General features: G+C 53.7%; 28 protein-coding genes, 6 pseudogenes, 1 riboswitch and 1 other annotated feature. Of the genes and pseudogenes, 26 read left to right on the top strand and 8 right to left on the bottom strand.

Features of this window, described 5'->3' with window-relative positions; all coding sequences use genetic code 11:
* Positions 1–45: 45 nt before the first annotated feature.
* From P378_RS22830 to P378_RS07205, 3 genes are all read right to left on the bottom strand, one after another.
* Positions 46–861, bottom strand: a complete 816-nt coding sequence (locus P378_RS22830; RefSeq protein WP_274378661.1) for a DUF362 domain-containing protein — start codon at positions 859–861, stop codon at positions 46–48.
* Positions 834–1,181 carry a DUF362 domain-containing protein gene (locus P378_RS22825; RefSeq protein WP_274378660.1) on the bottom strand — a complete coding sequence of 116 codons (348 nt, stop codon included), beginning with the start codon at positions 1,179–1,181 and terminating at the stop codon, positions 834–836. Before P378_RS22825 ends, P378_RS22830 begins: the two co-directional genes overlap by 28 nt.
* Before the next feature lie 131 nt (positions 1,182–1,312).
* The gene (locus tag P378_RS07205) at positions 1,313–2,377 is read right to left on the bottom strand and encodes an MFS transporter (RefSeq protein WP_180261011.1); all 1,065 of its coding nucleotides are present in this window, start codon (positions 2,375–2,377) and stop codon (positions 1,313–1,315) included.
* A gap of 163 nt (positions 2,378–2,540) precedes the next feature.
* Here P378_RS07205 and dnaX point away from each other — a divergent pair.
* The 9 genes and pseudogenes from dnaX (at position 2,541) to P378_RS07160 (ending at position 9,690) form a co-directional block, all read left to right on the top strand.
* Positions 2,541–4,188: pseudogene (gene dnaX / locus P378_RS24035) on the top strand (DNA polymerase III subunit gamma/tau).
* Between the two features lie 24 nt (positions 4,189–4,212).
* Complete coding sequence (locus P378_RS07195) at positions 4,213–4,530, top strand: YbaB/EbfC family nucleoid-associated protein (protein ID WP_099082769.1); 318 nt, start codon at positions 4,213–4,215, stop codon at positions 4,528–4,530.
* 256 nt (positions 4,531–4,786) lie between these two features.
* Positions 4,787–5,389: a recombination mediator RecR gene (recR, locus tag P378_RS07190; RefSeq protein WP_099082768.1), complete on the top strand. Its 603-nt coding sequence runs from the start codon at positions 4,787–4,789 to the stop codon at positions 5,387–5,389.
* A 204-nt stretch (positions 5,390–5,593) separates the two neighbouring features.
* Entirely contained in the window at positions 5,594–5,857 is a 264-nt protein-coding gene (locus tag P378_RS07185) for a pro-sigmaK processing inhibitor BofA family protein (protein WP_099082767.1), read from the top strand.
* Between the two features lie 386 nt (positions 5,858–6,243).
* Positions 6,244–6,909 carry a hypothetical protein gene (locus tag P378_RS07180; RefSeq protein ID WP_099082766.1) on the top strand — a complete coding sequence of 222 codons (666 nt, stop codon included), beginning with the start codon at positions 6,244–6,246 and terminating at the stop codon, positions 6,907–6,909.
* A gap of 85 nt (positions 6,910–6,994) precedes the next feature.
* Positions 6,995–8,080, top strand: coding sequence for a transketolase C-terminal domain-containing protein (locus P378_RS07175; protein WP_099082765.1), 1,086 nt, complete (start codon positions 6,995–6,997; stop codon positions 8,078–8,080).
* A gap of 34 nt (positions 8,081–8,114) precedes the next feature.
* Entirely contained in the window at positions 8,115–8,888 is a 774-nt protein-coding gene (locus P378_RS07170) for a thiamine pyrophosphate-dependent enzyme (RefSeq protein ID WP_099082764.1), read from the top strand.
* Positions 8,881–9,443: pseudogene (locus P378_RS07165) on the top strand (2-oxoacid:acceptor oxidoreductase family protein). The gene P378_RS07170 and the pseudogene P378_RS07165 overlap by 8 nt, the downstream one beginning before the upstream one ends.
* Before the next feature lie 11 nt (positions 9,444–9,454).
* Positions 9,455–9,690 (top strand): annotated as a pseudogene (locus tag P378_RS07160) (4Fe-4S dicluster domain-containing protein).
* 83 nt (positions 9,691–9,773) lie between these two features.
* On the opposite strand, the gene P378_RS07155 reads toward P378_RS07160, so the two are convergent.
* Positions 9,774–10,049, bottom strand: a complete 276-nt coding sequence (locus tag P378_RS07155) for a hypothetical protein (protein WP_143338426.1) — start codon at positions 10,047–10,049, stop codon at positions 9,774–9,776.
* Between the two features lie 486 nt (positions 10,050–10,535).
* Here P378_RS07155 and P378_RS07150 point away from each other — a divergent pair, with 486 nt between their 5' ends.
* A complete protein-coding gene (locus P378_RS07150; RefSeq protein ID WP_099082762.1) occupies positions 10,536–10,724 on the top strand; it encodes a sigma factor G inhibitor Gin in 189 nt (62 codons plus the stop codon).
* Here P378_RS07150 and P378_RS07145 read toward each other — a convergent pair.
* The gene (locus P378_RS07145) at positions 10,679–10,948 is read right to left on the bottom strand and encodes a hypothetical protein (protein ID WP_099082761.1); all 270 of its coding nucleotides are present in this window, start codon (positions 10,946–10,948) and stop codon (positions 10,679–10,681) included. The genes P378_RS07150 and P378_RS07145 overlap by 46 nt on opposite strands.
* Before the next feature lie 257 nt (positions 10,949–11,205).
* Here P378_RS07145 and P378_RS22820 point away from each other — a divergent pair, with 257 nt between their 5' ends.
* The 7 genes and pseudogenes from P378_RS22820 (at position 11,206) to rsmI (ending at position 16,487) form a co-directional block, all read left to right on the top strand.
* The gene (locus tag P378_RS22820) at positions 11,206–11,670 is read left to right on the top strand and encodes an aminotransferase class I/II-fold pyridoxal phosphate-dependent enzyme (protein ID WP_274378659.1); all 465 of its coding nucleotides are present in this window, start codon (positions 11,206–11,208) and stop codon (positions 11,668–11,670) included.
* Positions 11,671–11,693: 23 nt separating this feature from the next.
* Entirely contained in the window at positions 11,694–12,653 is a 960-nt protein-coding gene (locus P378_RS22815; RefSeq protein WP_274378658.1) for an aminotransferase class I/II-fold pyridoxal phosphate-dependent enzyme, read from the top strand.
* 237 nt (positions 12,654–12,890) lie between these two features.
* Complete coding sequence (gene tmk, locus P378_RS07135; RefSeq protein ID WP_099082760.1) at positions 12,891–13,514, top strand: dTMP kinase; 624 nt, start codon at positions 12,891–12,893, stop codon at positions 13,512–13,514.
* The gene (holB, locus tag P378_RS07130) at positions 13,507–14,514 is read left to right on the top strand and encodes a DNA polymerase III subunit delta' (protein ID WP_099082759.1); all 1,008 of its coding nucleotides are present in this window, start codon (positions 13,507–13,509) and stop codon (positions 14,512–14,514) included. Before tmk ends, holB begins: the two co-directional genes overlap by 8 nt.
* Positions 14,504–15,351: pseudogene (locus P378_RS07125) on the top strand (PSP1 domain-containing protein). Before holB ends, P378_RS07125 begins: the two are co-directional and overlap by 11 nt.
* The gene (locus tag P378_RS07120) at positions 15,326–15,640 is read left to right on the top strand and encodes an initiation-control protein YabA (protein ID WP_238472990.1); all 315 of its coding nucleotides are present in this window, start codon (positions 15,326–15,328) and stop codon (positions 15,638–15,640) included. The pseudogene P378_RS07125 and the gene P378_RS07120 overlap by 26 nt, the downstream one beginning before the upstream one ends.
* Positions 15,630–16,487 carry a 16S rRNA (cytidine(1402)-2'-O)-methyltransferase gene (rsmI, locus tag P378_RS07115; protein ID WP_099082757.1) on the top strand — a complete coding sequence of 286 codons (858 nt, stop codon included), beginning with the start codon at positions 15,630–15,632 and terminating at the stop codon, positions 16,485–16,487. The genes P378_RS07120 and rsmI overlap by 11 nt, the downstream gene beginning before the upstream one ends.
* 240 nt (positions 16,488–16,727) lie before the next feature.
* Here the strand turns inward: rsmI and P378_RS07110 are convergent, their stop codons facing one another.
* Positions 16,728–16,988: an AbrB/MazE/SpoVT family DNA-binding domain-containing protein gene (locus P378_RS07110; protein ID WP_099082756.1), complete on the bottom strand. Its 261-nt coding sequence runs from the start codon at positions 16,986–16,988 to the stop codon at positions 16,728–16,730.
* Between the two features lie 179 nt (positions 16,989–17,167).
* Positions 17,168–17,408: a binding site (T-box leader), on the top strand.
* A gap of 126 nt (positions 17,409–17,534) precedes the next feature.
* On the opposite strand from P378_RS07110, the pseudogene metG reads away from it, so the two are divergent.
* From metG to P378_RS07090, 4 genes and pseudogenes are all read left to right on the top strand, one after another.
* Positions 17,535–19,021: pseudogene (metG, locus tag P378_RS07105) on the top strand (methionine--tRNA ligase); the annotation flags it as partial.
* 187 nt (positions 19,022–19,208) lie between these two features.
* Positions 19,209–19,980, top strand: a pseudogene (locus tag P378_RS07100) (TatD family hydrolase).
* A 130-nt stretch (positions 19,981–20,110) separates the two neighbouring features.
* Complete coding sequence (gene cobO, locus P378_RS07095) at positions 20,111–20,641, top strand: cob(I)yrinic acid a,c-diamide adenosyltransferase (RefSeq protein WP_099082755.1); 531 nt, start codon at positions 20,111–20,113, stop codon at positions 20,639–20,641.
* Between the two features lie 186 nt (positions 20,642–20,827).
* Positions 20,828–21,478, top strand: a complete 651-nt coding sequence (locus P378_RS07090; RefSeq protein ID WP_238472989.1) for a cyclase family protein — start codon at positions 20,828–20,830, stop codon at positions 21,476–21,478.
* 91 nt (positions 21,479–21,569) lie between these two features.
* On the opposite strand, the gene P378_RS21260 is transcribed toward P378_RS07090, so the two are convergent.
* Positions 21,570–21,863, bottom strand: coding sequence for a hypothetical protein (locus P378_RS21260; RefSeq protein WP_238472988.1), 294 nt, complete (start codon positions 21,861–21,863; stop codon positions 21,570–21,572).
* A 26-nt stretch (positions 21,864–21,889) separates the two neighbouring features.
* Positions 21,890–22,561 carry an SPOCS domain-containing protein gene (locus tag P378_RS07085; RefSeq protein ID WP_238472987.1) on the bottom strand — a complete coding sequence of 224 codons (672 nt, stop codon included), beginning with the start codon at positions 22,559–22,561 and terminating at the stop codon, positions 21,890–21,892.
* A 349-nt stretch (positions 22,562–22,910) separates the two neighbouring features.
* Between P378_RS07085 and P378_RS07080 the strand changes: the two genes are divergently transcribed.
* The 5 genes from P378_RS07080 to P378_RS07060 all read left to right on the top strand — a co-directional run bounded on the left by P378_RS07080 (position 22,911) and on the right by P378_RS07060 (position 26,806).
* Complete coding sequence (locus tag P378_RS07080) at positions 22,911–23,633, top strand: 3D domain-containing protein (RefSeq protein WP_274378657.1); 723 nt, start codon at positions 22,911–22,913, stop codon at positions 23,631–23,633.
* 151 nt (positions 23,634–23,784) lie between these two features.
* A complete protein-coding gene (locus tag P378_RS07075) occupies positions 23,785–24,711 on the top strand; it encodes a 3D domain-containing protein (RefSeq protein WP_099082754.1) in 927 nt (308 codons plus the stop codon).
* 101 nt (positions 24,712–24,812) lie between these two features.
* Positions 24,813–24,910: riboswitch (TPP riboswitch) on the top strand.
* Positions 24,911–24,991: 81 nt separating this feature from the next.
* Complete coding sequence (thiD, locus tag P378_RS07070) at positions 24,992–25,798, top strand: bifunctional hydroxymethylpyrimidine kinase/phosphomethylpyrimidine kinase (protein ID WP_099082753.1); 807 nt, start codon at positions 24,992–24,994, stop codon at positions 25,796–25,798.
* 30 nt (positions 25,799–25,828) lie between these two features.
* Positions 25,829–26,029, top strand: coding sequence for a sulfur carrier protein ThiS (gene thiS, locus P378_RS07065; protein ID WP_099082752.1), 201 nt, complete (start codon positions 25,829–25,831; stop codon positions 26,027–26,029).
* A 3-nt stretch (positions 26,030–26,032) separates the two neighbouring features.
* Positions 26,033–26,806, top strand: a complete 774-nt coding sequence (locus P378_RS07060; RefSeq protein WP_099082751.1) for a thiazole synthase — start codon at positions 26,033–26,035, stop codon at positions 26,804–26,806.
* Positions 26,807–26,812: the final 6 nt, after the last annotated feature.

Genomic DNA, 26,812 nt, shown 5'->3' with positions numbered 1-26,812 from the left:
TAAGACTACCAGAAAGGCCAATAGCTGACCCCAGAGAAATACACATTAGCGAAGAAGTCTTTTTCCCAGCCAGTTCTGGTGCACGCTAACAGCCCGGTGGGGGCATAGTTCCTGGCAGCAGAAACAGCGAATACAGGAATTCAGTTTAAGCCGGGGCCGGCCGTCCACCATATCAATGGCACCGGCCGGGCAGCAGCGGTGGCATTCCCCGCACCCGACGCATAATTCCGGGCTGAAGACAGGCTTGGGCTGCAGTTTGCTGATTAATCCTTTGAAAGGGCCGGGAATATCAAAATCCACCTGCCTGTGGGACGGTAATTGAAAGGGCGGTTTTATCTCTGGAAGAGGGTCGCCGGTTAACTGGATGTGAGAAGGTTCCGGGCAAAGTCTCCTTTCCATGGACAAGCGGATAAAAGGGAGACCTGTTGGGTTGATGCCAATTAAGTTGGAACAGACAACATCCATGGCGTAGGGGCTTGGACTTGCCAGCAACAGGCCAACCTCCCTGGGGAAACCGGCGGTGGGACCATCCCCCTCCATACCCACCACGGCATCCATGATGGTCAGGGAGGTGGGGAGTAACGTATTGATATCGATTAAAAGGCTGCTGAATTGCTCTAACTGCTGCATGTTGAAATGATACTCCGCCTTTTTCAGTCCGGGAATGGCGCCGTACATCAACTTAACGGCGCCGGTGTAGCGGGTCATGCAGTGGGTTTTTAACTTTGGCAGGCCAATGATGACATCCGCCTCGGCCAGCACCTTGAGGACGGTCAACTGCTTTACCGCTTTCCCCCGAGGGTGGGCCAGCACCATCTCCGTCGTATCAAGGCTCAGCCCGCAGCCTGTCCGCTCTGCCACTCCCGCCATGCCGGTGGTTCGGTAAACGGCATTGAGCAGTCCTTTGCTGCCGGGGCCCCCGGGGAATCTACGATAAAGGGTTTGCCGCCGGCCTTTTGGACCAGCCTCACCACCGCCTCCACCACCGTGGGGTGGGTGGTGACAGCCTCCTCGGGCTTCTTTCTGGCAATCAGGTTGGGCTTGACCGCTACAATTTGCCCGGGGCGGATAAATCTCTCCATGCCCCCCAAATGTTCTACCAGCTTGTCCAGCGAGGCGACTACCTGCTGCCGGTCATAGCCGGAACAACGGGATACAGCGACGGTATTATTCTCCGGCACGGTTCAGTCTCCCTTCACAAGGTCATCCTTTGGCAGCAGTAAACTAAAAAGAAAAGCCGGCACCGGCAGGAACGTCATGGCCCATACTGCCACCGGGGCGCCAAAATGGTCGGCAATGGCCCCCAGCAGGGTTACCCCGAGGCCCCCATCCCGATGGCAAAACCGGTCATCAAGCCCGAGGCCACCCCCACCCGGTGAGGCAGCAGTTCCTGCCCCATAACAACGGTAGTGGCCATGGTGGAAACCATCACCATGCCGGTGATAAAGACCAAAACCAGTGTCCAAATTCCCGTACTGTACTTAAACAGCAGCATTAAAGGGATCAGCACAGCGGTGGACCCCAGCAGGCTGGTTCTCCGGCCCAAGCGGTCGGCCAGCGGCCCCCCTGCAACGGTGCCCACAGACCCGGCCAGCATGAAAGCAACCAGGAAAGACCCGGCATAGGCAGGACTTTTGCCAAGATAGTTGACGAAATAAAGGGGCATAAAATGGGTCAAACCCGACTGGAGCCAGGAACGAAGGACGATAAACAGAATTAAGACGGATAGCGGAAAAAGCACCCGCCGGGGAACACTGATTGAAAAATCAGGTTTACCGGTTAGTATGACCGGGGAGTCCTCCGGCAATTTATTTTTGAAGGCAAAAAATAAGACAACCATCAACAGGCCCGGCAAAATAAAATAAAGACTGGCAGACCGGCTATAATGCAGCAGCAGTTGAGCCATCACCAGCGAGCCCAGCGCTGCCCCCAGCGCGCCCCCCACAATAAACAGCGACATGCCGGTGGCCAGACGGGAACCGCTGGCCAGCCGGCTTACCTTGGACGCCTCAGGGTGGTATGCGGCAGAACCCAGGCCGCTCATGAAGACCACCGCCAGGATCAACCAGTAGGTAGAGACAAACCCCGCCAGGGCCAGCCCTGCGGTGGACAACAGGACGCCCGCGGGCAGCAGCCAGCGGCTTTTTACCCGGTCGCTCCAGTAGCCCAGCAGGGGTTGGATGACCGAGGAACTGACATTAAAGACCAGGGCGATGACCCCGGCGGCACTGTAGGAAAGATGCAGGCTGGCCTGCAAAATGGGGAGCAGAACCGGCCAAGCGCCGGCCGCCAGGTCCGTTACCAGGTGGCCCAGGGAAAGCAGGACCAGCACCTTGGTGCGCATGGTCGGGGTGGCTAAGACTTTTTCCGCAGACAATAAAATACCTCCGCATGTGAATTGGCAGATGTCAATACCTGATACCATTCGCTAGTCTTTCATGATTTCCTGTTTTTTAATTGTAAGGAAATAACCTCCCGAAAAGGAAAAGCGTATTAAAGGGCGAAACAATATGGAAGAATATCTATGAGGTGTGTGTGTTTTGGCTTATAAAGCATTGTACCGAACCTGGCGCCCCCAAAATTTCAAAGACATTGTCGGGCAGCAGCACATTACCCGGACGTTGCAAAACGCCCTGCTTCAGGAAAAAGTGGCCCATGCTTACCTGTTCTGCGGCCCCCGGGGTACGGGTAAAACTACAACGGCAAAGGTGCTGGCCAAAGCCTTAAACTGCCTGGACCCTGCCGGCGGCGAGCCCTGCAATCGGTGCGACAATTGCACGGGGGTCAATGAGGGGAATTCCGTGGACGTGGTGGAAATCGACGCAGCCTCCAACCGCGGTATTGATGAAATTCGGGATTTACGGGAAAAAGTAAAATTTGCGCCTTCTACCGGCCGGAGAAAGTATATATTATAGATGAAGTTCACATGCTCACCGACCAGGCCTTTAACGCCCTGTTAAAAACCCTGGAGGAACCGCCGGCCCACGTGGTCTTTGTGCTGGCCACCACCGAGGCCCATAAGGTTCCGGTGACCATTCTTTCCCGCTGCCAGCGCTTTGATTTTCGCCGGATTAAACCCGAAGAGATGGTGATCCGGTTAAAGGAAGTGGCCGCAGGGGCGGGCATCGCAGCCACAGAAGAGGCTCTGCAGCTGATCGCCAGGGCCGCCGAAGGGGGCCTGCGGGATGCCTTGAGCATTCTGGACCAGGGTGCCGCCTTTGCGGAAAAAGAAGTTACCGAGGAAGATATTCACAGTATTTTGGGCACCGTGCAGCAGGACATTCTGGCAGCCATGACCCGCTGCCTGGCAGAGGGGAAAACCGGGGAGGCACTGCAGCTGGTGGCCGAAATCGCCGACCGTGGGAAGGACCTCCGGCTGTTTACCCGGGAAATGACTTCCTATTTAAGAGGACTGCTGGTGGAGGGGATTGAGGGACGAAACACCGGTCTGCAGGCAGGGAACGAAACCCTGTTTACGCTTTTACAGACCCTTGTTCAGGCCGAACAGGAGATGAAGTGGAGTTCCCAGCCGGCCCTGGTTCTGGAACTGGCTCTGGTAAAGGCTTCCCGCCCGGAAATCGCCGGGTCGTTGGAAGGGCTGGCCAGAAGGGTGGCGGAACTGGAGCGGCGAATTGAACAGGGACCGCCGGTTGTACCGAGACAAGATATCCCGCCAGCACCGCCCCGGGAAGCAAAACCGGTGGCCGCTGAACCAGCCGCTCCGGAGAAACCCAAGGCACCCCCGGTTGCGGAAAAAGCCCCGGAGGCCCAAAGGGCTGCGGAAAATCACCTTGTCCCGGAGAGCGGCGGCGTGAATGCCGAGCAGGTGCGCAAGGCCTGGCCGGCCCTGTTAAAGGGAATCAAAGAGGGCAAAAAATGCCTCTCTGGTCCCTGTTAAGCAGCAGCCAACCGCCCCTGGAAGTGCATGACCATCTTTTAACCCTTTACTTTGAAGACGAGTTTGACTTAAAAACAGCCGACAAACCGGAATACCGAAAATACATGGAGTGGCTGGTGAGTAAACACTTCGGCGGGCAGTGGGAGGTACGCTGTGTGCACGCAAAAAAGCCGGTGCCCGGGCCCGCCCCTAGACCCGAAGAAGATCCGCTCTATACCGAGGCGGTCCGTATCTTTGGCAAAGACATTGTGGTTCTGGAGAATGACCCCGACGAAACAACCCGGGGATGAACATAAAAGGAGGATTTACACGTTATGATGGGTGGAAATATGAACAAAATGATGAAGCAAGTGCAAAAGATGCAGCAGGAAATGGCTAAAATGCAGGAGGAACTGGGCAACCGTACGGTGGAAACCACTGCCGGCGGCGGCGCCGTAAAAGTGGTGGCCAGCGGCAAACAGGAGATTGTCAGCATTACCATCAAACCCGAAGCCGTAGACCCCGAAGATGTAGAAATGCTGCAGGACCTGCTCCTGACCGCTGTCAATGACGCCCTGCGCCAGTCCCAGGAAATGGTGGCCAAAGAAATGGGCAAACTGACCGGCGGGCTGAATATACCGGGGCTGTTCTAGGCTTGTAGATATTCCTTTGAGGGTCTGGCTGTTCGCCATTCGCCTTACGGGTAGTGCTTTCGGGTCCGGTCCTTAGACTAAAGGGTATTTCTCTTGGGTCCTGTTGCAGGTTTCTCAATAACTGGACCCAAAAGAAATGCCCGTGCGTCTAACAACAGGACCCCAAAGGAATACCCTTTAGTCTAACAGCGAACAGCTTATATCGACTACTGCCGCTCCATACTTAGCTAGTACTGACGGCTAGGAGGCTATCCCCATGCTATATTTCTCTGGTCCGGTGGCCAGGCTGGTGGACGAATTTGCCAAGCTGCCGGGCATTGGGCCGAAGACGGCCCAGCGGTTGGCTTTTCATATCCTGAACGCTCCGCCGGAGTCGGCCCAAAGTTTGGCCCGGGCGCTCATCGAGGTCCGGCAATCTGTCAAACGCTGTTCCCGGTGCTGCAACCTGACGGACGAAGATCCCTGCGCCATCTGCCGGGACACCACCCGGAATGCCCGGCTGCTGTGTGTGGTGGAAGAGCCCCGGGATGTGGTGGCCATGGAAAAGGCCCGGGGGTACCGGGGCCTGTACCATGTGCTGCACGGGGCCATTTCACCCATGGAGGGCATCGGCCCGGACGACCTGACCATCAAAGAATTGCTAAGAAACTTGCATAACAACCCGGTGGAGGAGGTCATCCTGGCGGCCAATTCCGATGTGGAGGGGGAAACCACCGCCCTTTACCTGGCCCGGCTGTTAAAACCCTTGGGCATGAAGGTAACCCGCATCGCCCATGGCATCCCTGTGGGTTCAGACCTAGAATATGCCGATGCCATGACACTGAATAAAGCCCTGGAGGGCCGCGGCGAATTTGGTTAAAAATTTTTGCATAATCCAAAAAACACAGTCATAAAGTTTGTCCAAGCCCCCTATATTTAGCCTAGGGGGTATTTCTATGGGGTCTGGCCCTCAGCCTCAGCTTAATAACTTAGGTACCAGGTACCTAAGTTATTAAGCTGAGGCTGAGGGCCGATGGCCGGTTTAACATAGAACCCCCATATTTAAAAAGGGGGGTAATCCACTTTGGAATGGAAAACTATCATACTAAGCTTGCTCGGCCTGTTCGGCTTGTACTTGTTTGGGACAATCTTTGCCCGGCCGCTGGTTTTGATCGGCAAATTGGGCTTGTCCCTGGTGCTGGGGGGGATTTTGCTGGTCCTGGTCAATGTGGTCTGTGGCGGGTTGGGGATTCATATTGCCATTAACCCCTTTACCCTGCTTACGGCGGGAATCCTGCAGATTCCGGGCGTCGTCCTTTTGGTGCTGGCCAATTATCTTATCCTGTAACCGGGAAAGCTACGGGAGTCTTATTTTGCGTACTAACTTTAAAAAGATTTAACATTCTACCAATTAGAACCTTCGACCGCTCGGGGGCCTGATTTACACGTTGGGGTGCCATAAATTGCCTTTCCGCCAGAGGCTAAATCCTTGCAGTAAGCCGTTCGGTGAGCTTTAGCAACCTTTTAACGAACTGTCGAAAAAACGACTTAAGTGGTTGGAGGGGCCTGTTAAATTGGTTAAAATTTGTTGATTTATTAAAAATTACAGCTTATACTGAAAAAAGGAACTCGGGATATGTCTGACTATCCAGATTCTTGCTATTTATAGGCCTTTTAGGAATTTTCTGAAATGGGTAAACTAAGTCAACAAAAACGACTGGAGGTAGCTGTACCATCTCGAAAAGAATTGTTGAAGCCTATGTTGGCGAGTATGCCAGCGGCAAAAGCGAAGTGGCGGTAAACCGGGCACTGGAACTGGCCAGAGAGGGCCGCAAAGTAAATCTGGTGGATCTTGACATCGTAGAGCCCTGCTATACCCTGCGACCCATTAAAAAAGAACTGGAACAAGCAGGGATGACCGTGCTTGCCTGGGAAACCAGGGACACCGTGGGTTTAGGTGAAGCAGGCAATATCATAAAACCCGAATGCAGATGGGCATTATACCGTGAGGGGGATGTGATCCTTGACATCGGGTACGGTGTCGAAGGGGCAAAGACCCTCAACCTGCTGGAAGGGGTGGAGGAAACCCCGGAACTGCAGATTTTTGCTGTCATTAATGCCAAACGACCCATGACATCCACTGTGCCGGAGATCTTAGACTACATAAAGGAACTGGGGCCGGTGGACGGTTTGATCAACAATACACATTTGGGCGATGAAACAACACCGGACACTGTGCAAGAGGGTGCCCGGATTGTCAGTGAAGTTTCCAACATTCTGGGAATCCCCGCGGTGGCCACCGCTGCGGACCAGGAAGTAGCGAAACAAATTGGTTCCAAGGATTGTATGGGCAATCCCGTACGCCCCCTGGTCCGATACATGCCGCATACTTTCTGGTAGGACAACCAGACCATCATACTAAAAATTTCACAAGCTTCTCAAGTCCCCAAGGATCTTTATTAATTCAGGAGGTGTGGTATCTCTCATGTCCGAAAAACCCATTACAGGTGAAAAACGGGCGTTCATGACCGGGAACGAGGTAGTTGCCTGGGCAGCCCTGGCTGCCGGTGCCGAAATTATGTACGGCTATCCCATTACCCCTCAGAACGAAATCATGCACTACTGGACCCGTCAAATCCCCAAGTATGGCCGCAAATTCCTGCAAACTGAAGACGAACTGTCTGCGGGCTTCACCACAGTAGGCGGCGTTTTAGCAGGCCTCAAGGCCTTCACCGCCACCGCAGGCCCCGGCAATACCCTGATGCAGGAACCCATGTCCATGGCCGAAATGATGAGACTTCCAACCGTTACCGTTGTGCAGCAGCGTGGCGGTCCGTCCACGGCCACCGTTATCTACTCCCAGCAGGAAGTGACCCTGACCACCATGGGCGGTAACGGTGAAGGGATGCGTATCGTTTACTCCCCCAGCAACCACCAGGAATTGTTTGACTACACCATCAAGGCCTTCAACACTGCCTGGAAATATCGTTTCCCCACCTTCGTGCTGGGTGACGGCTACCAAGCCAAAATGCGTGAATCGGTAACCCTGTACGATCCTGCGGAAAAAGGCATCGAATTCGTGCCTGCCGAGAAGTATGTGGGTAAGCCCGGCACTCCCGGCGTAGACCGCGAACCCGACCTCTATCGCAATACCTACAACACCGAAGAAGAATTATTTGAAGTACTGCAGCAGCACTTTGTGGATTTTGAAAAAATGACGCCGGAAGTTGTGGAATACGCCCAGGAAGCTGTCGAGGATGCAGAGGTTGTCATCATCGGCCATGGCGTTGTTTTCCGTGGCGTCCGGGATGCCGTTAAAGAACTGAGAGCAGAGGGCCTGAAGGTTGGTTATTTCCGTCCCATTACCCTCCGTCCCTTCCCGGCTGAGCAACTCAAGGCCGTGGCCAACAAAGCCAAAAAGCTGTTAATTACCGAATCTGCCCAGGGTCAGCTGGCCAGACTGGTGAAAGACGCCATTTACGGCGCTTCCGCTGAGATCGTTCCCATGTATCGTCCCGGTTTAGGGATTACCACCGAACAAATCGTGGCGAAAGTTAAAGAGGTGCTCTAGAAATTTTCTTCTAAATAAGGAGGGAGGTTCCAACATGTCTGTGTCTCCACAACCTACCATGCCGAAAAGCTGGCGTGTAGAAAGCAAACCCCATAAATTCTGCCCCGGTTGCGGCCACGGTCTGGTGCTGAAGTGCCTGGGCGAGGCCATTGATGAACTGGGTATTCAGGATAGAGTTGTCTTTGGCTGTGACATCGGCTGTTCCCTGCTGTCTTGGGATTTCTTCAACTGCGACAGCGTGCAAACCCACCACGGCCGCACCACCCCGGTGATGACCGGTATCAAGCGGGCCAACCCCGACCTCATCTGCATCGCTTACATGGGTGACGGCGGCGGTTATGCCATCGGTGTAGGCGGTATTGTAAACGCTGCTACCCGTAACGAAAAAGTAACCGTACTGCTGGCCAACAACACCGTATACGCCATGACCGGCGGTCAAATGTCCCCCTGTACCATGCCCGGACAAAAGGTAGAAACCGCTCCCTACGGACGTGACCCCGAAGCAACCGGTATGCCCACCCAGGGTCCGGAAATGATTGCAGCCATCACCGGCGACGGCGCCTACGTGGCCCGCGGCACCACTGCCAATTTAAAACAGCTGAAGAGCTATATCAAAAAAGCACTGCAAACCCAAATGGAAGGTAAAGGCTTCTCCTTTGTCGAAGCGCTGGCTGCCTGCCCTACCAACTGGCGGACCAATGCCGAGAAGACCTGGGCCTTTGTAGAAAAAGAAATGCCTCAGTACTATAAGGTCGGGGAAAAGAAAAACCCCTTCGAGGCTAAGAAGGAGGCTCAGCAGAATGGCTAAAGCTGTAAAGATCTGCTTGGCCGGTGAAGGCGGCCAGGGTGTTCAATCGGTAGCGGAAATTATTGCTGATGCCGCTAACGCAGAGGGCCGCGAGGCGCTTTATATTCCTAACTTCGGTGTAGAGCAGCGGGGTGGTGTTTCCATCGCCTACCTGCAAATTGCCGATCAACCCATCGGTGCTCCCAAGTTTGATAAGGCGGACATTCTGATTGCCCTGAGCGACCGTGCTGTACGCCGCTGCAAGCAATACGTAGACGAAAACACAGTCTATGTGTACGATGCCAATATTGAGGGTGTGGAAGCCGATTTACCCCAGGAAGCGAAGCCAAGAAGGTACTGTCCATTCCCGCACTGGAAATTTCCAAGAACGAGTTGCACCCCCGGGTATTCAATATTCTGATTATGGGTGCCGTTATCGGAGCCACCGATGTGATTCCCGTGGATGCCGCCAAGGCAGCCATTGAAAAGAAACTGGGTTATAAATTCGAGCAAAATCCACAGCTGCGCGAACTGAACTTCAAGGCCATTGACCGCGGCATAGAACTGATGAAATAGGGGGGGATATCATGGAATTCAAAGGTCGTATCCTGGAACTTACCAAAGCTGACTGGATCCTGTACCCCGGTCTGTGCAAGGGCTGTGGACTGTGCATTCAAAAGTGCCCCAAGAAATGCATCTCCTGGTCCAAGGTGCTGGTGTATATGGTACCCCTACCGTAGAGGCCAATGACGAGTGCATCGGCTGTGGCATCTGCTCAATGGTTTGCCCCGAGCCGGCCATCCGGTGGATAAAAAGAAAGTAGTCAAAGAAGCGTAAGGTATAGACCATAAAAGAGAGCATAAAAGGAAAAAGCATTCCCCGACACATGGGAATGTTTTTTCCTTTTTAGGCATTGGCACATTGACCCATCCCTACCACAATACCCGTTTCTTCAGTCTCCCGCTGGTCCAGCAGCCCGTTAAGGTAAAGGCGATCAACAAATTGCTCGTCATTAACGGTATCCATTTGCTCCCAGAAATGCCGGCTATCAAGCTTATCGGGATCAAATCCGGCAATTTCAGGCAGTGTGGTTTGTTTAGCCCTGGCAGCAAAAGTATTCTTGCTGCCAGGTTTAATAGCCCGATGGACAGCAGCAAGCAAAAGAGATTTACCAATCGGCAATCCGTCTCGAATCTGTGGTGAGAAATATCGGTTAAAAATATTGACAAAGTCCATTTCCTGAACAATTTGCCATAAAAGTGAACAGACCCGTGGGAAGCTGAACGGATTTCTTTTGTAGAGGCTCCTCCTTTAGTTTATACAATAACTGTTCAGCCGTTCCCAAGTGCATAAGAACAACAGGTCTTGGTTTACCGTCAACCCTTTTAGATTCGATGATTTGCCAGCATGTACTTACCTACTTTTTGTTTTCTAATAATCGCCATGCTTAGTTTGTAAAATACTTGTATAATATTGTTAATATACGGCTCAAGAGATATAAATGTTTAGTTTATACAGATAAATACCATAAATACTGGGAAAATAGTTAATCACCGGGATTATGTTTGTGGGTCCCCTTAAAAATACCGGCTAAACCACAACCGGCATTTTTTCAAGCTGACCATTTTTAAAGCAGGAGCATACATTACATTAGGAGGGTTGGTGACCATGCAGGAAAAACCGAGATGCATATTATGCCGGAACGTTATTCAGGAAAGCACCATTGGCATTGTTATTCTGGGCAAGTGCATTTGTGCCGGTTGTGAAGAGAAGATCACCAACCTGGCCTGGGACGACCCGGACTACGATGTTTATAAAAGCGGTCTTAAAAAAATTTGGTGCTGCAACGAGGCCTGACTTTTGGCGAAGGCCTCTTTCTTTTTTTTCAGGCGAATTCTCCGGTGGGCCAATTCAATGTCAGATTTTATCTGGCGCAGTGTCATCAAATCAATGCCCGTTTGGGTGGCCACCTCAACATCGCTGCGACCGTCTTTCCATAACTTAATAAGCCTGGTGACACTGGTACGGTATTTTTTTGACAGAGCATTTTCATCAATCTGCGGAGACTTTGATTGCCGCATAATTGTGCTCCTTTCTGCTTATACTGCATTTCTTTGGGTCAAGCCATCAGCCCTCAGCCATCGGCTTTTAAATTTTTAATAAAACTGAAGACTGACAGCTGAAAGCAGACCCGAAAGAAATACCTTTAAGCATAGTTTTCCCTCACGACACACAGCTATAAGGTTAAACTAATGGCAAATAAATTAGAAACTAAATTAGCAGTTAAAATTTGTATGTGATAAAATAAATTATTAAGATATCGTCAGAGGTTATTGGTATGACACAAGAAAAAGCCCCTCTCTGGGATGCTCTGATGAAACAGGCGGCTGTTACAGGAGCTCAGTTTCACATTCCGGGGCACGGGAGCGGGAAAGCGATACCTGCTGAATTTTTACAATTCGCCGGGACAGGCGTTTTTCAACTGGATTTGACGGAAATACCCGGCCTGGATGATTTGCATAACCCGCAAGAAGCCATTGCCGATGCTATGAGACTGGCGGCCGAGGCATACGGAGCAGACAAAAGTTTTTTTCTTGTCAACGGTACCAGCTGCGGGTTAATGGCTTTAATTCTGACTTGTTGCGGTCCGGGAGATAAAATTATTGTTCCCAGAAACGCACACCGGTCCGTGGTATCCGGCCTGGTATTATCCGGAGCGTCTCCTGTTTATTACCAACTGCTGCCCTTGGCAATTTTGGCTGCCTGGTCGGGCCTGATTATTTTCAAATTAAAAAATTACTGAATGAAAATAAAAACGTTAAAGCGGTGCTGGCCGTCAACCCCACCTATTATGGTATCGCCGGAGACATATCCGCCCTGGCAGGCGTTTGCCACGGGGCCGGCGTTCCCCTTGTGGTGGATGAGGCCCACGGGGCCCACCTGCGGTTCCACCGGGAACTGCCGCCGGATGCCCTGAGTTGTGGGGCAGACGCCGTGGTGCAAAGCACCCATAAGACCGGCGGGTCCCTAACCCAGTCATCCATGCTTCACCTGAAAGGGAAACGGGTCGATCCTGAGCGGGTGGCAGAGGCCCTGCGCATGGTCCAGAGCACCAGCCCCTCCTACCTGCTGATGGTTTCCCTGGATTTAGCCCGCCGTCAGCTGGCCCTCAGGGGAGGGGAACTGCTGGAAAAAACCCTGCAATTGGCCCGCTGGTGCAGGGACAAGCTGTCCGGAGTGCCAGGAGTCAAGATTTTAGGTCAGGAGCATCTGGGTGCGGCCGGCGCCGAACACCTGGACCCCACCCGTTTAACCCTGTCGTTACTGCCGTTGGGACTGACCGGCCATAGAACCGCCGAGCTTCTCCATCGCAGACACCGGATCTTTGTGGAAATGGCCGATGATGCCGGCGTGGTGGCGGTCATCTCCCTGGGAACCACCACTGAGGATTGCCGGCGGCTGGTGGAAGCCATTCAAGAAATTGCAGCCACAGAAGCAGGGGACCCCCTGCACTTTCCGGAAACCCTGAAGTTGCCCCGCCCCATGGTGGTGGTCAGTCCTCGGGAGGCCTGGCAAAAACCTGGCAAGGACGTATCGCTGGAAAATTCCCTGGACTGTATCTGCGGCGAGACCGTGGCCGTTTACCCGCCGGGAATCCCGGTGATTTGCCCCGGCGAAGCAATCACCCAACCGGTCCTGGACTATCTCCTGGAAGTCCGGCAGCGGGGCCTGCATGTGCAGGGGCCCGGGGATGCGTCTTTACGAAAGTTAAGAGTAATTGTGTAGATGATACTGCCTTTTAATAACAGGCCATTAGCCATTGGCCTTTAGCCTTAAGGGTCGTACTCTGGGGTCCTGTTGTTAGACTTTAGGACATTCCTTTCGGGTCCGGTAAACAGGACCCAGGAGAAATGCTTGTAAGTCTAAGCAACTAGACCCTAAAGGAATACCCGTAAGGCGAAAAGCTAAAAGCGAACAGCGAACAGCCAAAACCCAAGAATTACCTCACAGCTGCAAGGAGGTTTGAGGCCCTTGTTTATCGTATTTGAAGGTGTGGATGGGTCGGGAAAGAGTACCCAGCTCAACCTTTTAAATAAATTTTTAACCGCCAAACAAATACCCACCTGCACCACCCGGGAACCGGGAGGCACACCGGTGGGGGAGAAAATACGGGAACTGCTACTGGATCCCAATTTTTCTGAAATCCAGGGGCGCACCGAGGCGCTGCTTTATGCCGCCGCCCGGGCACAGCTTGTGGCCCAGGTGATCCGGCCGCAGTTGGAACAGGGAGCGGTGGTGCTGTGCGACCGCTACATTGATTCCACCCTAGCTTACCAGGGCTACGGCAGGGGAATGGACATTGAATTCCTGGCCAGTATCAATGCCCTGGGCACCGGTGGTCTGTCTCCCCGTTTGACTATTTTACTGGATATCCCTCCGGAGGAGGGCTTGGTCCGTTCCAGAAAGGACCGGCCGGCGGACCGCCTGGAAAAGGAATCTCTGGACTTTTACGGGCGGGTTCGCAGAGGTTACCTGGCATTGGCCAAACAAAATCCCCGGGGTTACCTGGTGCTGGATGCACGGCATCCCGTAGAAGAGCTGCACAAGCTTATTTGTTCGGCGGTGGGGGAACTGGCCGGTGTATAAACTAAAGAACATCATCGGGCATCACCAGATACGCCAGACCTTGAAAAATTCCGTACAAAGGGGCCGGGTTGCCCATGCCTATCTGTTCATGGGGCCGCCCGGGGTTGGCAAGGAAACCTTGGCCCGGGCCTTTGCCGGAGTGCTGCTGTGCGAAGCCCCCGAGGAGGGCAATGTGTGCGGGCACTGCCGCTCCTGCCGCCAGGTCGAAGGGGGAAATCACCCGGATTTGCATCTATTGCAGCCAACCGGGGCATCAATAAAAATTGAACAGGTCAGGGAGCTGCAGCGGCAGGTGCAGTACAAACCCTATCAGGCCGGCCGTCAGGTCTTTTTGATCGAAAAGGTGGAAGCCATGACCCAGGAAGCAGCCAATTGCTTTTTAAAGACATTGGAAGAACCCACCGGCCAGACCGTATTCCTTCTGCTGAGCGACCAGCCCTATGCGCTGCTGCCCACCATTCTCTCCCGCTGCCAGCAGTTTCAATTCCGACCCTTGAGCAGCCAGGAAGTGGCCGCAGGTTTGATGAGCATTTGTGCCATGGAGCAGGACGCTGCCCTCAAGCTGGCTCCCCTGGCCGGGGGCAGCCTGGGCAGGGCGGTACGGCTGGCCAGCGGCAGCGAACAATGGCCCCTGCGGGCCAAAGCCCTGGAAATGGCCCGGCTGTTCCCGGAAATAAATAAAATCCGGGCTCTGGCAGTGGCCGAGGAACTGGCCGCCGATCGCCATGAAGCAGCGGAATGCCTGGAAATACTGCTGTTGTGGTTTCGTGATCTGCTGGTTTTCCATTACACCGGAAAACCGGAGATTTTAATCAACCAGGACCGGGCAGACAGCATACTTGAACAGTCAGCCTGGTATGAGGCCCCGGTGCTTTCGGCAATAATTGAAGAGATCAAACTGGCCAGGGAAAGAATTCTGGCCAATGCCAATACACGCATGACCCTGGAGGTTCTCATGTTGAAAATATACTCCTACGGAGGAAACGATCATGCCGGTTAAAGTGGTTGGAATACGCTTTAAAAAAGCAGGCAAGGTATACTATTTTGACCCCGGAGAAATCGCCATGGATAAGGGGAACCACGTGGTGGTGGAAACCACCCGGGGAATCGAATACGGGGAAGTGGTGGTGGCGCCCCGGGAAGTTCCGGACGAAGAGGTGGTCGCACCACTGAAGCAGGTGCTGCGCAAGGCCACCCCGGAAGACCACCAGCAGGTGGAAGCCAACCGGGAGAAGGAAAAGAAAGCCTTTCAGGTGGCGTTGGAAAAGATTGCCGCCCACGATCTGCCCATGAAACTGATCAGTGTGGAGCAGACCTTTGACGGAAATAAAATTATCTTTTATTTTACCGCCGACGGTAGGATTGATTTCCGGGAACTGGTGAAGGACCTGGCGGCCGTCTTCCGCACCCGCATCGAGCTGCGCCAGATCGGGGTCCGGGATGAGGCCAAAATGGTGGGCGGTTTGGGATGCTGCGGCCGGGAGTTGTGCTGCGCCTCCTGCTGGCGGATTTTGCCCCGGTCTCCATCCGCATGGCCAAGGAGCAGAACTTATCCCTGAACCCCACCAAAATTTCCGGCATTTGCGGCCGGCTGATGTGCTGCCTGAAATACGAGAACGACGTATACGAGGAAGCCAAGGCAGGGTATCCCGAAATCGGCACCCCGGTGCTGGCCCCGGAAGGAGAAGGCAAGATTGTTGCTATCAATATCTTCCGCAAGACCCTGAGCGTTGAACTACAGGAAAGCAAAGCCATCCGGGAATACCCCTTGCAGGAATTAAAATTTAAAAAAGGCCGAGGTGAATGCAACTGTGGCTGCCCTGCCCGGCAGGATTAATCGTTTGGAACAGGCCCTTCGCCAGATCTGTGACGAAGTGGACCGACTGAAACAAGAAGTAAAAGAATTGGAAGATGAAAACGCCCGGTTAAGGCAGGAAGTGGCGGGCCTTTACCTGGAAGACGGCCAGGCAGGCGGCGTGCAGAATAAGCCCGGGGCAAAGAACTTGTGGAATTTATACGATAAAGGGTTTCACATCTGCAACTTGTACTTTGGCAAGGGCCGGGAGGGAGAATGCATTTTCTGCTACGCCCTGATGAATCGAGGAGAACAGCGGGATGGAGCGTAAAGTCCCGGGCGTGCTGTATCTCTGCGCCACCCCCATCGGCAATTTGGAAGATATCACCCTGCGGGCGTTGCGCATCCTTAAAGAGGCGGACTGCATCGCGGCGGAGGATACCCGCCATACCAGAAAACTGTTAAGCCACTATGGGATCCACACCCCCCTGGTCAGCTACCACGCCCACAGCGGTGAGAGTAAAGAAGAACACTTGATTCACCGCTTGCTGCAGGGAGAAACCATTGCCCTGGTTTCCGATGCCGGCATGCCGGGCATATCGGACCCCGGGGCAGACATGGTGCGCCAGGTGCTGCAGCACGGCCTTGAAGTGGTGCCCGTCCCCGGCCCTTCCGCCGGCATCGCGGCACTGGTGGCCTCGGGATTGCCTACCAACAAATTTGTTTTTGAAGGGTTCCTTTCCAACCAGCGCAAAACCCGGCGCAAGCAGCTGCAGGCCCTGCAGTCGGAACAGCGGACCATGGTGTTTTACGAGTCCCCCCACCGGCTGGCGGACACCCTGAAGGATATGCTGGCCGAGTTTGGGGACCGGCCCTGCACGGTGGCCAGAGAATTAACCAAACTTCATGAGGAGTTTAAACGGGGCACCCTCTCGGAACTGGTGGCATACTACAGCGAGAACCACCCCAGGGGGGAGATCACCCTGATCCTGGCGGGACTGCCCCAGGAAGAAGCCGCAGCCCGGCAGCAGGACCAATGGGCCGACCTTTCGTTGACAGAACACGTGGAAACACTGGTGGCCCAAGGGTATGAGAAGAAAGAGGCCATCAAACAGGTGGCCCGGCTCAGGGGAGTGCCTAAGCGGGACGTTTATGCGGCGGTGCATGGGGAAGCTTAGGTAGTCTTGTGGGGTATTTCTCTGGGGTCTGGCTATTCGCTTTGGCTTTTAGCCTAACGGGTATTCCTTTAGGGTCTAGTTGCTAGACTTACAAGCATTCCTCTGGGGTCCTGTTTACTGGACCCGCAAGGAATACCTTAAAGTCTAACAACAGGACCCGAGAGTACAACCCTTAAGGCTAAAAGCGAACAGCCAGCACAACAAAAATGGGAGACATCTCTGTCTCCCACTTTTATGTACCTATACAACTTCCTGTTTTACGCTTTCTCCCATGGCGGTGGCGCACTCGCGACAAACCATTTTGCCTTTGTAATGCTGCACGTCCGAGGCATTGCCACAGAAAACACAAGCCGGTTCGTATTTACGCAGAATGATTTTTTCATTGTCCACGTAAATTTCCAGGGCGTCTTTTTCGTCTATGCCCAGTGTGCGGCGTAACTCGATAGGGATAACTACCCGACCCAGCTCGTCCACCTTACGAACAATACCTGTGGATTTCAATCCGCTTCCCCTCCCTAAATTTTACATTCGACAATATACCAGATTTTACTACAACTAATCATACCAGTGTTAACCGTTATAGTCAATATTTTACTTTTATTTTTTGTAATAATATGGTATAAAAACCCCAAGTTCAGGGAAAACTTGACATGGCAGTTTTTGTTGGTTAAAATCGAGATGTAAAGGCGATAATGGGGATGAGTAAATCGGAGGACCCTTACAGAGAGCGGGGGATGGTGCAAGCCCGCAGGGAAAACCGGTCGAACATGGCCCCGGAGCTGCCGGTTCGAAAGTATCAGTAGGGCCGGTCGGTGGAGCACCGTTATTTGCTTATCAAGGCGCTTTTTGCGCCACTGAGGCTGTTACCGCAAGGTGACGGTGAATCAGGGTGGTACCGCGGGTAAATACCTCGCCCCTGCATGGGGCGGGGTTTTTCTATTTTATTTTCCTTTAAAAATTTAGCCAGGAAGGGAAGGGAACACTTTGTCAAAACCCAGTTTTTACATTACAACACCCATTTATTATCCCAGCGACAACCTGCACATCGGGCATGCTTACACCACCGTGGCAGCGGATGCCATAGCCCGTTACAAGCGGCTCACCGGACATAATGTTTGGTTTTTGACCGGTTCGGATGAGCACGGGCAAAAATTGAACGGGCGGCCAAAGCCAAGAACCAAACCCCCAAGGAATATGTGGATCACATTGTGGAGGGCTTTAAGAAACTGTGGGAGCGTCTGGACGTCAGCTACAACGACTTTATCCGCACCACCGACGAGCGTCACCGCAAAGTGGTGCAGCAATTCTTCCAGCAGCTCTATGAGCAGGGGGACATTTACAAATCCGAATACGAGGGTTGGTACTGCACTCCCTGCGAAACCTTTTTTACCGAATACCAGTTGGCGGAAGGCAAGTGCCCGGACTGCCAGCGGGATGTGGAAAAAGTGCGGGAGGAAAGCTATTTCTTCCGCCAGTCCAACTATGCCGAACGCTGGTTAAAGTTTGTTGATGAGAACCCCGACTTCATCCAGCCGATCTCCCGCCGCAACGAAATGGTCAGCTTTGTCAAGCAGGGTTTAGAGGACCTGTGCGTTTCCAGAACCACCTTTGACTGGGGCATTCCCGTCCCCTTTGATCCCAAGCACGTGGTCTATGTCTGGGTGGACGCCCTCACCAACTACATCTCCGCCCTGGGCTACGGCACCGAAGACGACAGCCTGTATCAAAAATTCTGGCCCGCCGACATCCACCTGGTGGGGAAAGACATCGTGCGCTTCCACACCATCATTTGGCCCATCATGCTGATGGCCCTCAACCTGCCCCTGCCCAAAAGGGTGATCGGCCACGGCTGGCTGCTGCTGGACAGCGGCAAGATGTCAAAATCCAAAGGCAATGTGGTGGATCCTTACGTCCTGGCAGACAAATACGGTGTGGACGCCGTCCGTTATTTCCTGCTGCGGGAACTGCCCTTTGGTTCCGACGGCCTTTACTCTGAAGAGTCCATGGTGAAGCGCATTAACACCGACCTCGCCAACGATTACGGCAACCTGCTGTCCCGCTCCGCCACCATGATGGAAAAATACCAGCAGGGCGTTCTGCAGTCCCCCGGCGCCCCCGAAGGACCGGACACCGAGCTGATTGACCTGGCCGCCGGCACCCCCAAACTGGTGGAAGAGTACATGGACAAGAGCGAGATTTCCAACGCCCTGGCAGCCATCTGGCAGATGGTGGGCCGGGCCAACAAATACCTGGAAGAAACCGCCCCCTGGACCCTGGCCAAAAACGGCCAGACCGAAAGGCTGAACACCGTTTTATATAACGTGGCCGAAGTCCTGCGCTTCGCCACCATCATGGCCACACCCTTCATGCCCAACCTGCCCGCCCGCGTCTGGCCGCAGCTGGGCATCGAAGACAAACCGGAACTGCACACATGGGAAAGCCTCCGCTGGGGCAAGTTGCCTGGAGGAACCACTGTTAAGCGGGGCGAAGTGCTGTTCCCGAGGATTGATTTAAAGAGTTTGGAGCAGGCGTAAGGTTGCATATCCGAAAGGTTAGCGAGACACGTCATGATCCCCGTTCACTCCAGCTCCGCACCGGAACGGTACTTAACGAGCGGAGTGAACGGGGATAACACTATGTCGCGACAACCCTTCATATATGCACCCAACACAAACAAACCTTTGAAATAAAGTTCACCACCGACCCAACAGGAGGTTTACTATGCTGATCGACTCCCACGCCCACCTTGACAACGAGCGTTTCAACCAAGACCGCGCCGAAGTGATTGCCCGCTGTAAAGAGGAATTAACCGCCCTGGTCAACGTGGGTTACGACCTGGCATCCTCCCGCAGATCCATCGAACTGGCAGAAAAATACCCCTTTATCTATGCAGCCATCGGCGTCCACCCCCACGACGCCAAGGACGCACCGGAGGACTATTTACAACAGCTGAAAGAAATGGCTGCCCACCCCGGGGTGGTGGCCATCGGCGAAATCGGCCTGGATTACTACTACGACCTATCGCCCAGGGAAGTTCAACAAAGGGTCTTCCGGGAACAACTGCTGCTGGCCAAGGAACTGAACCTCCCCTTTGTGATCCACAACCGGGACGCCCACGGGGACATCCTGCAGGTGCTGCGGGAAGAGGCCCCTACCCCGCATCAGGGTCATGCACTGTTTCTCCGCCAGCTGGGAAGTGGCCCGGGAATGCATGAAACTGGGGCTGTATATCTCCCTGGCCGGTCCGGTCACCTTTGCCAATGCCGGCAAACTAAAGGACATTGCCGTTAAAATGCCCCTGGACCGGCTGCTGGTGGAGACCGATTGCCCCTATTTAACCCCGGCACCGCACCGGGGCAAGCGCAACGAACCGGCCTATGTACGCCATGTGGTTGAACATATTGCACAGTTACGAGCGATGAGTCCCAAAGAACTGGCACCGATCACCGCAGCCAACACCATCAACTTGTTCAACCTACCCATTGAGAAGTGAATGTAAGAGGCTGTGAATTCAAGTTGTCAAGTTAGTCAAGTTGGGGACGGTTCTTGACTTGAATTCCAGAATTTTCAATTCAAGTCAAGAACCGTCCCCAACTTGAGTTGAGTGGAAATGAGGGAGTCTTTTGGAGAAGGAAAAAGGATTGGTCCTGGTCTTTACGGGAAACGGCAAAGGGAAAACCACCGCTGCACTGGGGCTGGCCCTGAGGTCCTGGGGCCATGACATGAACGTCTTAATGCTGCAGTTCATCAAGAACCGGCAGTGCGGGGAGCACCTGGCGGCGCAGCGCATGCAGCCGGGATTTGAAATCCGGCCCCTGGGGCGGGGTTTTATTAACTTCAACAATGCGGAAGATGTGGCCCGGCAGCAGCAGGCCGCCAGGGAAGCGCTGCAGCAAGTGGAAGACGCCATGCTGTCCGGACAATACCAGGTGCTGATCCTGGATGAAATTCTCTACGCCTTAAAGTATGGCCTTATTGATCTGCCGGGCGTGCTGGCGCTTATTGACAGGAAGCCGGATGCCCTGCACCTGGTGCTTACCGGCCGTGACGCTCCTCCGGAAATCATTGACCGGGCCCACCTGGTCACGGAAATGAAGGAAATCAAACACCCTTACCAACAGGGAATCCCTGCGCAGAAGGGGATAGAATATTAGCATTACGGGTCGTACTTTCGGGTCCTGTTGTTGGACTTGAAGGTATTCCTTTCGGGTCTAGTAAACAGGACTCCGGAGAAATGCTTATAAGTCCAGCAACTAGACCCAAAAGGAATACCCCATAGGTAAAAGCGAATGGCTAGCAGTGAACAGCCAAACTAAAAGCAATACCCCTAAGACCAGGAGGTGATTCCTCTGAACATACTTGACCTTACCCGCACCATCACCCCGGATATGCCGGTCTATCCCGGAACCAAACTGCCGCAGATGATTGAGACCTGCAGGCTGGAAACAGAAGGCTTCCGGGAAACCGAACTAAGAATGTATTCCCATACCGGCACCCACATGGATAGTCCTGCCCACCTTTTTCCCGCAGGAAAGACCCTGGACCGGTTTTCCCCGAATTCCTTTTACGGCACGGCCATGGCAGTGGATGTATCCGCCGTTAAAGGGGTTATAGAACCTGAAGACCTGCTCCCATATCAACAGGCGTTGCAGGAAGTTAATTTTCTTATCCTTTATACCGGTTGGGAGCATTTGTGGGGCCGGAAGGAATACTATCACGGGTTCCCGGTTTTATCCCCGGCAGCGGCCCAATGGTTAATCCAGTTTAAACTAAAGGCCGTCGGGGTGGACGCCATCTCCGTTGACACAGTGGAAGCGACATCCCCGCTGACGATCCATAAAATTTTCCTGGGTAAAGATATCCTGCTGATTGAAAACCTCTGTAACATCCAACCATTGACTGGCCAAAACTTTACCCTCTGCTGCCTGCCGTTAAAGACCTGCCGGGCGGATGGCGCCCCGGCCAGAGCGGTAGCCTTGGTGCAAGCATAAAAACAAGCATAAAAAAGAGGAACCATGTAATGTTCTGGTTCCTCCTCTTATATTTACGATACACCCACCTGGCCGAAAGTGACGTCATCGATCAATGCAGCGCAGGTATTCCAGGGCTGGGGTGTAAAGATAAAGCCGACGGTGGCGGAGACGGTGCTTCGGGAACAGGGGTGCCGTTGACCCGGAACTGCCGGTAGGTGTCATTGAGCTGCTGGGATGTAATGGTCTGCTGGACGGTTCCCGTGGGGTTGCCGGCAGCATCCAGGTACAGAATTTGCGCTACCAGGGTAAAGTCGCAGGGATCCCTGGGAACTTCTATGGAGCGGGCCCAGAAGGTCAGTTCATAGGCGGTGCCGGGCAGCACATCCGGGACATTGCGGGACATGCTGGCGGGCAGGGTCGGGCAGCAGCCTAGTTGGGCGCCTGACCGGTCCGGCCGTTGGGGTTGGGGCAGACATTTACGCACTGCCACTGGGCCGGGCAGTTGCCGATCCAGTCTTCAAAGACTTCATCCTGAATTCCCAGGGTGGCGGTGGGTTCGCAGCCTTTGGGGAAGATGGAAACAAACAGCTGGGTCTGCTCAATTATTTTCAGCGTGAAGGATACACCCACCACCTGCTGAATTCTGTTGGGCCGGGGCAGTTCAAAACTGACGTCCACATCCACATTGCGGAAGGTAATTTCCACGTTCTGAGGTTCCAATACGATCAGGGGCGGGGACAGCGTGACGGTTTTGGTAAAGTTAATGTCCTCGCTGAAGTGTCGGACATTATCCTCTTTATCCACATAGAAAATTTGCTTGTGAACGGTGCCGTGGACATTTATTTTACGAATTTCCCTGGGTTGATTTTCACACTGGGGGTCGCCAAAATGGACGGTGGCTTTGGGACTGTTGCAGACCCCCTCCCGGGTTGGGGCGGTAAATACCGGGTCAGCTTCCAGGTCCCGAACCACCACGTCGATATGGTCTACCTTTTTTGCAGGTTCAGGGGGGCAAGTGACGCTTTCAACGGTAACGGAATCAACCACTTCGCCCACTACCACCGGCAGTTTGACCAGTTGGCAGACAGTGCCGTTAGGCATAAACCAATACCTCCTCATCCTTTGTTTGTGGTCAAGCTCGGTATACAGGCAAGCATGACCGGGTGGTACATTATATTCACAGGTTATCAAAATGAGGCGTGTCCCAATGAATTAAACACAGGAATAACCTTCCGGCTTATCCCCCGAAAAAGTTGGCATGATTTTCCGGTACTCTGAATATACATGATGGTAGGGAATTGCCAAATTGTGTGGAGGGGGAACTACCATCGATACACGGATTTGCTTACTGTGGCGGGACAAGGCATGCCGGCTCCTCTTAGGGGTATTTTTAAGTTTTGCGGCCCTTCTTTTTTGCTGCCTCATTTGGGGCAAGCACCTGGTGGTCTCCGTGGACGGTCAGGAAATCCCGGTCATTCAATTCCGGGGGACGGTAGCGGATGCACTGGCGAAGGCCCGGGTAACTTTAAGAGAAGCCGACATTGTGGAGCCTTCCCTGTATTCCCGGGTGGCAGACGCTGAAAGGATTCAGGTAACCCGGGTGACAACGGAGGAAATCACCGATCAGCAATTTGTTCCGTTCGGAGTGGAGAAGAAACCGGACCGCAAACTGGCTCCCGGTCAACAAAAGGTTCTCCGGTACGGCAGCTACGGGCTCAGTCGTAATTATGTCCAGGTCACCTACCAAGATGGTAAGGAGGTAAAGCGAGAGACCCTGCGTAAAGTGCTGATCCGAAAACCGCAGCCCATGGTGGTGGCCTATGGCCCGAATTATGCAGTGTCCCGAAGCAGCCAGCGTCCTGTGATAGGGGGAGCCATTCGCAGCAATTCTATACCGGAAAAGGGTGGCAAAATCCTGACCGCTGTGTCCACGGCGTATACCCATACCGGTCATCGCACGGCCACAGGGATTTACCCCTATGAGGGTGTGGTATCCGTGGATCCCCGGGTGATTCCCCTGAGCACAAAACTTTATGTCGAAAACTACGGTTATGCGGTGGCTGCGGATACCGGCGGCGGCATAAAAGGCAACCGTATCGACGTTTTTTTCAACACCTATCAACAGGCCATAAGCTGGGGCAGGCGTACGGTCAAGGTCCATATCCTGGAATAATTGCACAACAAGATCCTTAAAAACAGCTAAAATCCCTGCCGTTCCTTGTTGTTGCAGAAAGGAATTTGTATGAATTTTTGGGAAGGTTTACCATACCTCCTGGGGGAATATGGGCATTATGAAATACCCATAAATCTAAGGAGGTTTTTCTATGGATTGGTGCCCGGTGGAATGGCCAACTCGGTCCCAGGCAGTTACGACGGCAAGAATGAAACAGTCCGGGAAAAAAGCGACCATGGCCGGTCTTTTGGGAATTCTAATTTTATTCCTCATGGCAGTCGTGGCGCTGGGCTATGCCCTGTGGTCCGACAAGATTGTCTTGCCGGACACCCTGACCCGGGCAGAGGCTTTCCTGAAAGAAATGATTTCCGTCGAAATCCCCGTCAATTTAACGGTGGATGGGCAAACCACTGTAATCCAAACAAAGGCGCAAAATGTCCAGGAACTGTTGGCGGAGCGGGGAATCACGATAAAACCGGCAGATCAAGTGCTGCCGGCCATGACTGCCCTGTTGAAAAAAGACATGGCCATCAGGGTCGTCCAGGTCGAAGTGAAGACCGTCACCAAACAAGTGGCCGTACCATTTGTTACCGAGCGGATTGCCAACCCGGAGATGCCCAGGGGATTTGCCCGGCTGGTAAAAAAGGGAAAACCGGGCCTGCAAAAGGAAACCTGGCAGATTCGTTATGAAGACGGTACGGAGGTTTCCCGTGCTTGCGTGGCCAGGGAAATTATCCAGGAGCCGGTGAACGCCCTGGTTCAACACGGCACCCTCAGCACCATCAGCCGCGGCGGGCAGCCGTTACGCGTCTCCCAGGCGCTGGACATGCTGGCCACAGCGTATACTTATACCGGGTATAATACAGCTTCTGGTGTCGCACCCGGACCGGGGGTGGCGGCGGTCGACCCGCAGATCATCCCCCTGGGCACCCTGCTGTATGTTGACGGCTACGGGAAAGCCACTGCGCTGGATACCGGGGGAGACATCAAAGGAAACCGCATTGATTTGTTTTACGAGACCAGAGATGAAGCCCTCCAGTGGGGGGTAAGGAAAACAAAGGTATATGTGCTGGAATAGGAGGGGGACCTCCTTTTTTTGTTCGGTTGTGGAGGGAATTTTTACAAAAGATGGATAACATCTTGCATTTCCTTTAAAATGCGGTATGATAGGTATAACTTCATACGCCACAGGGGAGCGAAAGCTGAGAAAGGTTAAGACCTGACCCTCAATACCTGATCTGGGTAATACCAGCGAAGGGAGTGATTCATGGTTTCATTCGGTGTGCTTTCCTGTGGGTTGCGGAGCGCACCTTTTGTCGTTTTCATGATTTTTTAGACTTTCACAGGGAGTGATGCCGATGAAAAATGTATTGACCATTGCTGGTTCCGATTCCTGCGGCGGAGCTGGTATTCAGGCGGATTTAAAAACCTTCAGTGCCCTGGGGACCTATGGTATGAGCGCCATCACGGCGGTCACAGCCCAAAACACCACCGGGGTATTCGGGGTGAGGGAACTGGAAGTGGAGATGGTAGCCGCCCAAATCAACTGTATTTTTGAAGACATCGAGGTGCATGCCGTAAAAATCGGCATGGTCTCCGGCAGTGAGATCATTGAAACTATTAGCAAGTGTTTACTGGAGAACCGGGCCCGAAACATCGTGGTGGACCCGGTGATGGTATCCAAAAGCAAATACAAACTGCTGCGTCCCGAAGCCTGCAAAGCCCTGGTCAGGGTGCTGCTGCCCCTGGCGGATGTGGTAACCCCCAACATTCCCGAAGCGGAGGAACTCGTCAAGGGCACCATTAAGACTGTGGAAGAAATGAAACAGGCGGCCAGGGAGATTTACGGGTTGGGGGCGAGACATGTCCTTGTCAAAGGGGGACACCTGGCTGGAGAAGCGGTGGATGTGCTGTATGACGGGGACCGGATGCTCTTATTTGAAGGACCCAGGATCGCCACCCAAAATACCCATGGCACCGGCTGCACCTTTTCTTCCGCCATCGCAGCCTATTTAGCCCGGGGCTATGCCATGACAGAGGCCATCGGCGCGGCCAAAGAATACATCAGCACCGCCATTGCCCATTCCCTGGCATTGGGCCGCGGGGTGGGGCCCACCCATCATTTCTATGCGTTATATAAGAAGGCGGGGCTGAATGACGACTAAACCCGGGTAACCCGCAGGAGGTGAATTCTTTTGAAGATTCTTTATAACGGCAAGGAACTCCTTGTGGAGGACGGTATCACCATCGCCCGGCTACTGAACCAGCGAGGGCTGAAACCGGACACCGTCATCGTTGAGTATAACTACCAACTGGTGATGAAGGAAACGTGGTCCAACATTACGTTAAAAGAAAACGACGTCATCGAAGTGTTAAGATTTGTGGGAGGGGGTTAAATCATGCAAGATGTTTTTCATATCGGGGGAAAAGAGTTAACAAGCCGGTTGTTCCTTGGCACCGGTAAGTATTCCACCAATCAAATGATTCCCAAAATTATGGAGGCTTCAGGTTCGCAGGTGGTCACCCTGGCCATGCGGCGGGTAGACACGGATTTTGCAGAAGAAAACATTTTAAACCACATCCCTGCCAATTGCGTCATCATGCCCAACACCTCGGGGGCCAGAAACGCCCGGGAGGCCATTCGCATTGCCCGGCTGGCCAGGGCGGCGGGCTGCGGGGACTGGGTAAAAATCGAAGTGATCTCCGACAACCGGTACCTGCTGCCGGACAACTACGAAACCATCAAGGCCACGGAGGTGCTGGCCGCCGATGGGTTCCAGGTGTTTCCCTACATGAGCCCGGATTTGATGGTGGCCAAAGAACTGGCAAAGGTTGGCGCCGCCGCCGTCATGCCCCTGGGGGCGCCCATCGGCAGCAACCGGGGTCTCAAGACAAAGGAACTGGTCCGCATCCTAATTGAAGAAATTCCCCTGCCCATCATCGTGGACGCAGGCATCGGCAGACCCTCCGAGGCTGCCGATGCCATGGAGATGGGGGCCGCCGCGGTCCTGGTCAACACCGCCGTGGCCACCGCCCGGGAGCCCGTCATTATGGCCAGGGCCTTCGGCCTGGCTGTGCAAGCGGGCCGGGCAGCTTTCTTGGCGGGCCCGGGGGCTGCCCGTCAATATGCCAGCGCCTCCTCGCCGCTGACAGGATTTTTAAGAGAAGACTAAGGAGTG

Source organism: Desulforamulus profundi (assembly GCF_002607855.1).
The sequence above is the reverse complement of the archived record's forward strand: the minus strand, read 5'-3'. Positions and strand labels throughout refer to the sequence as shown.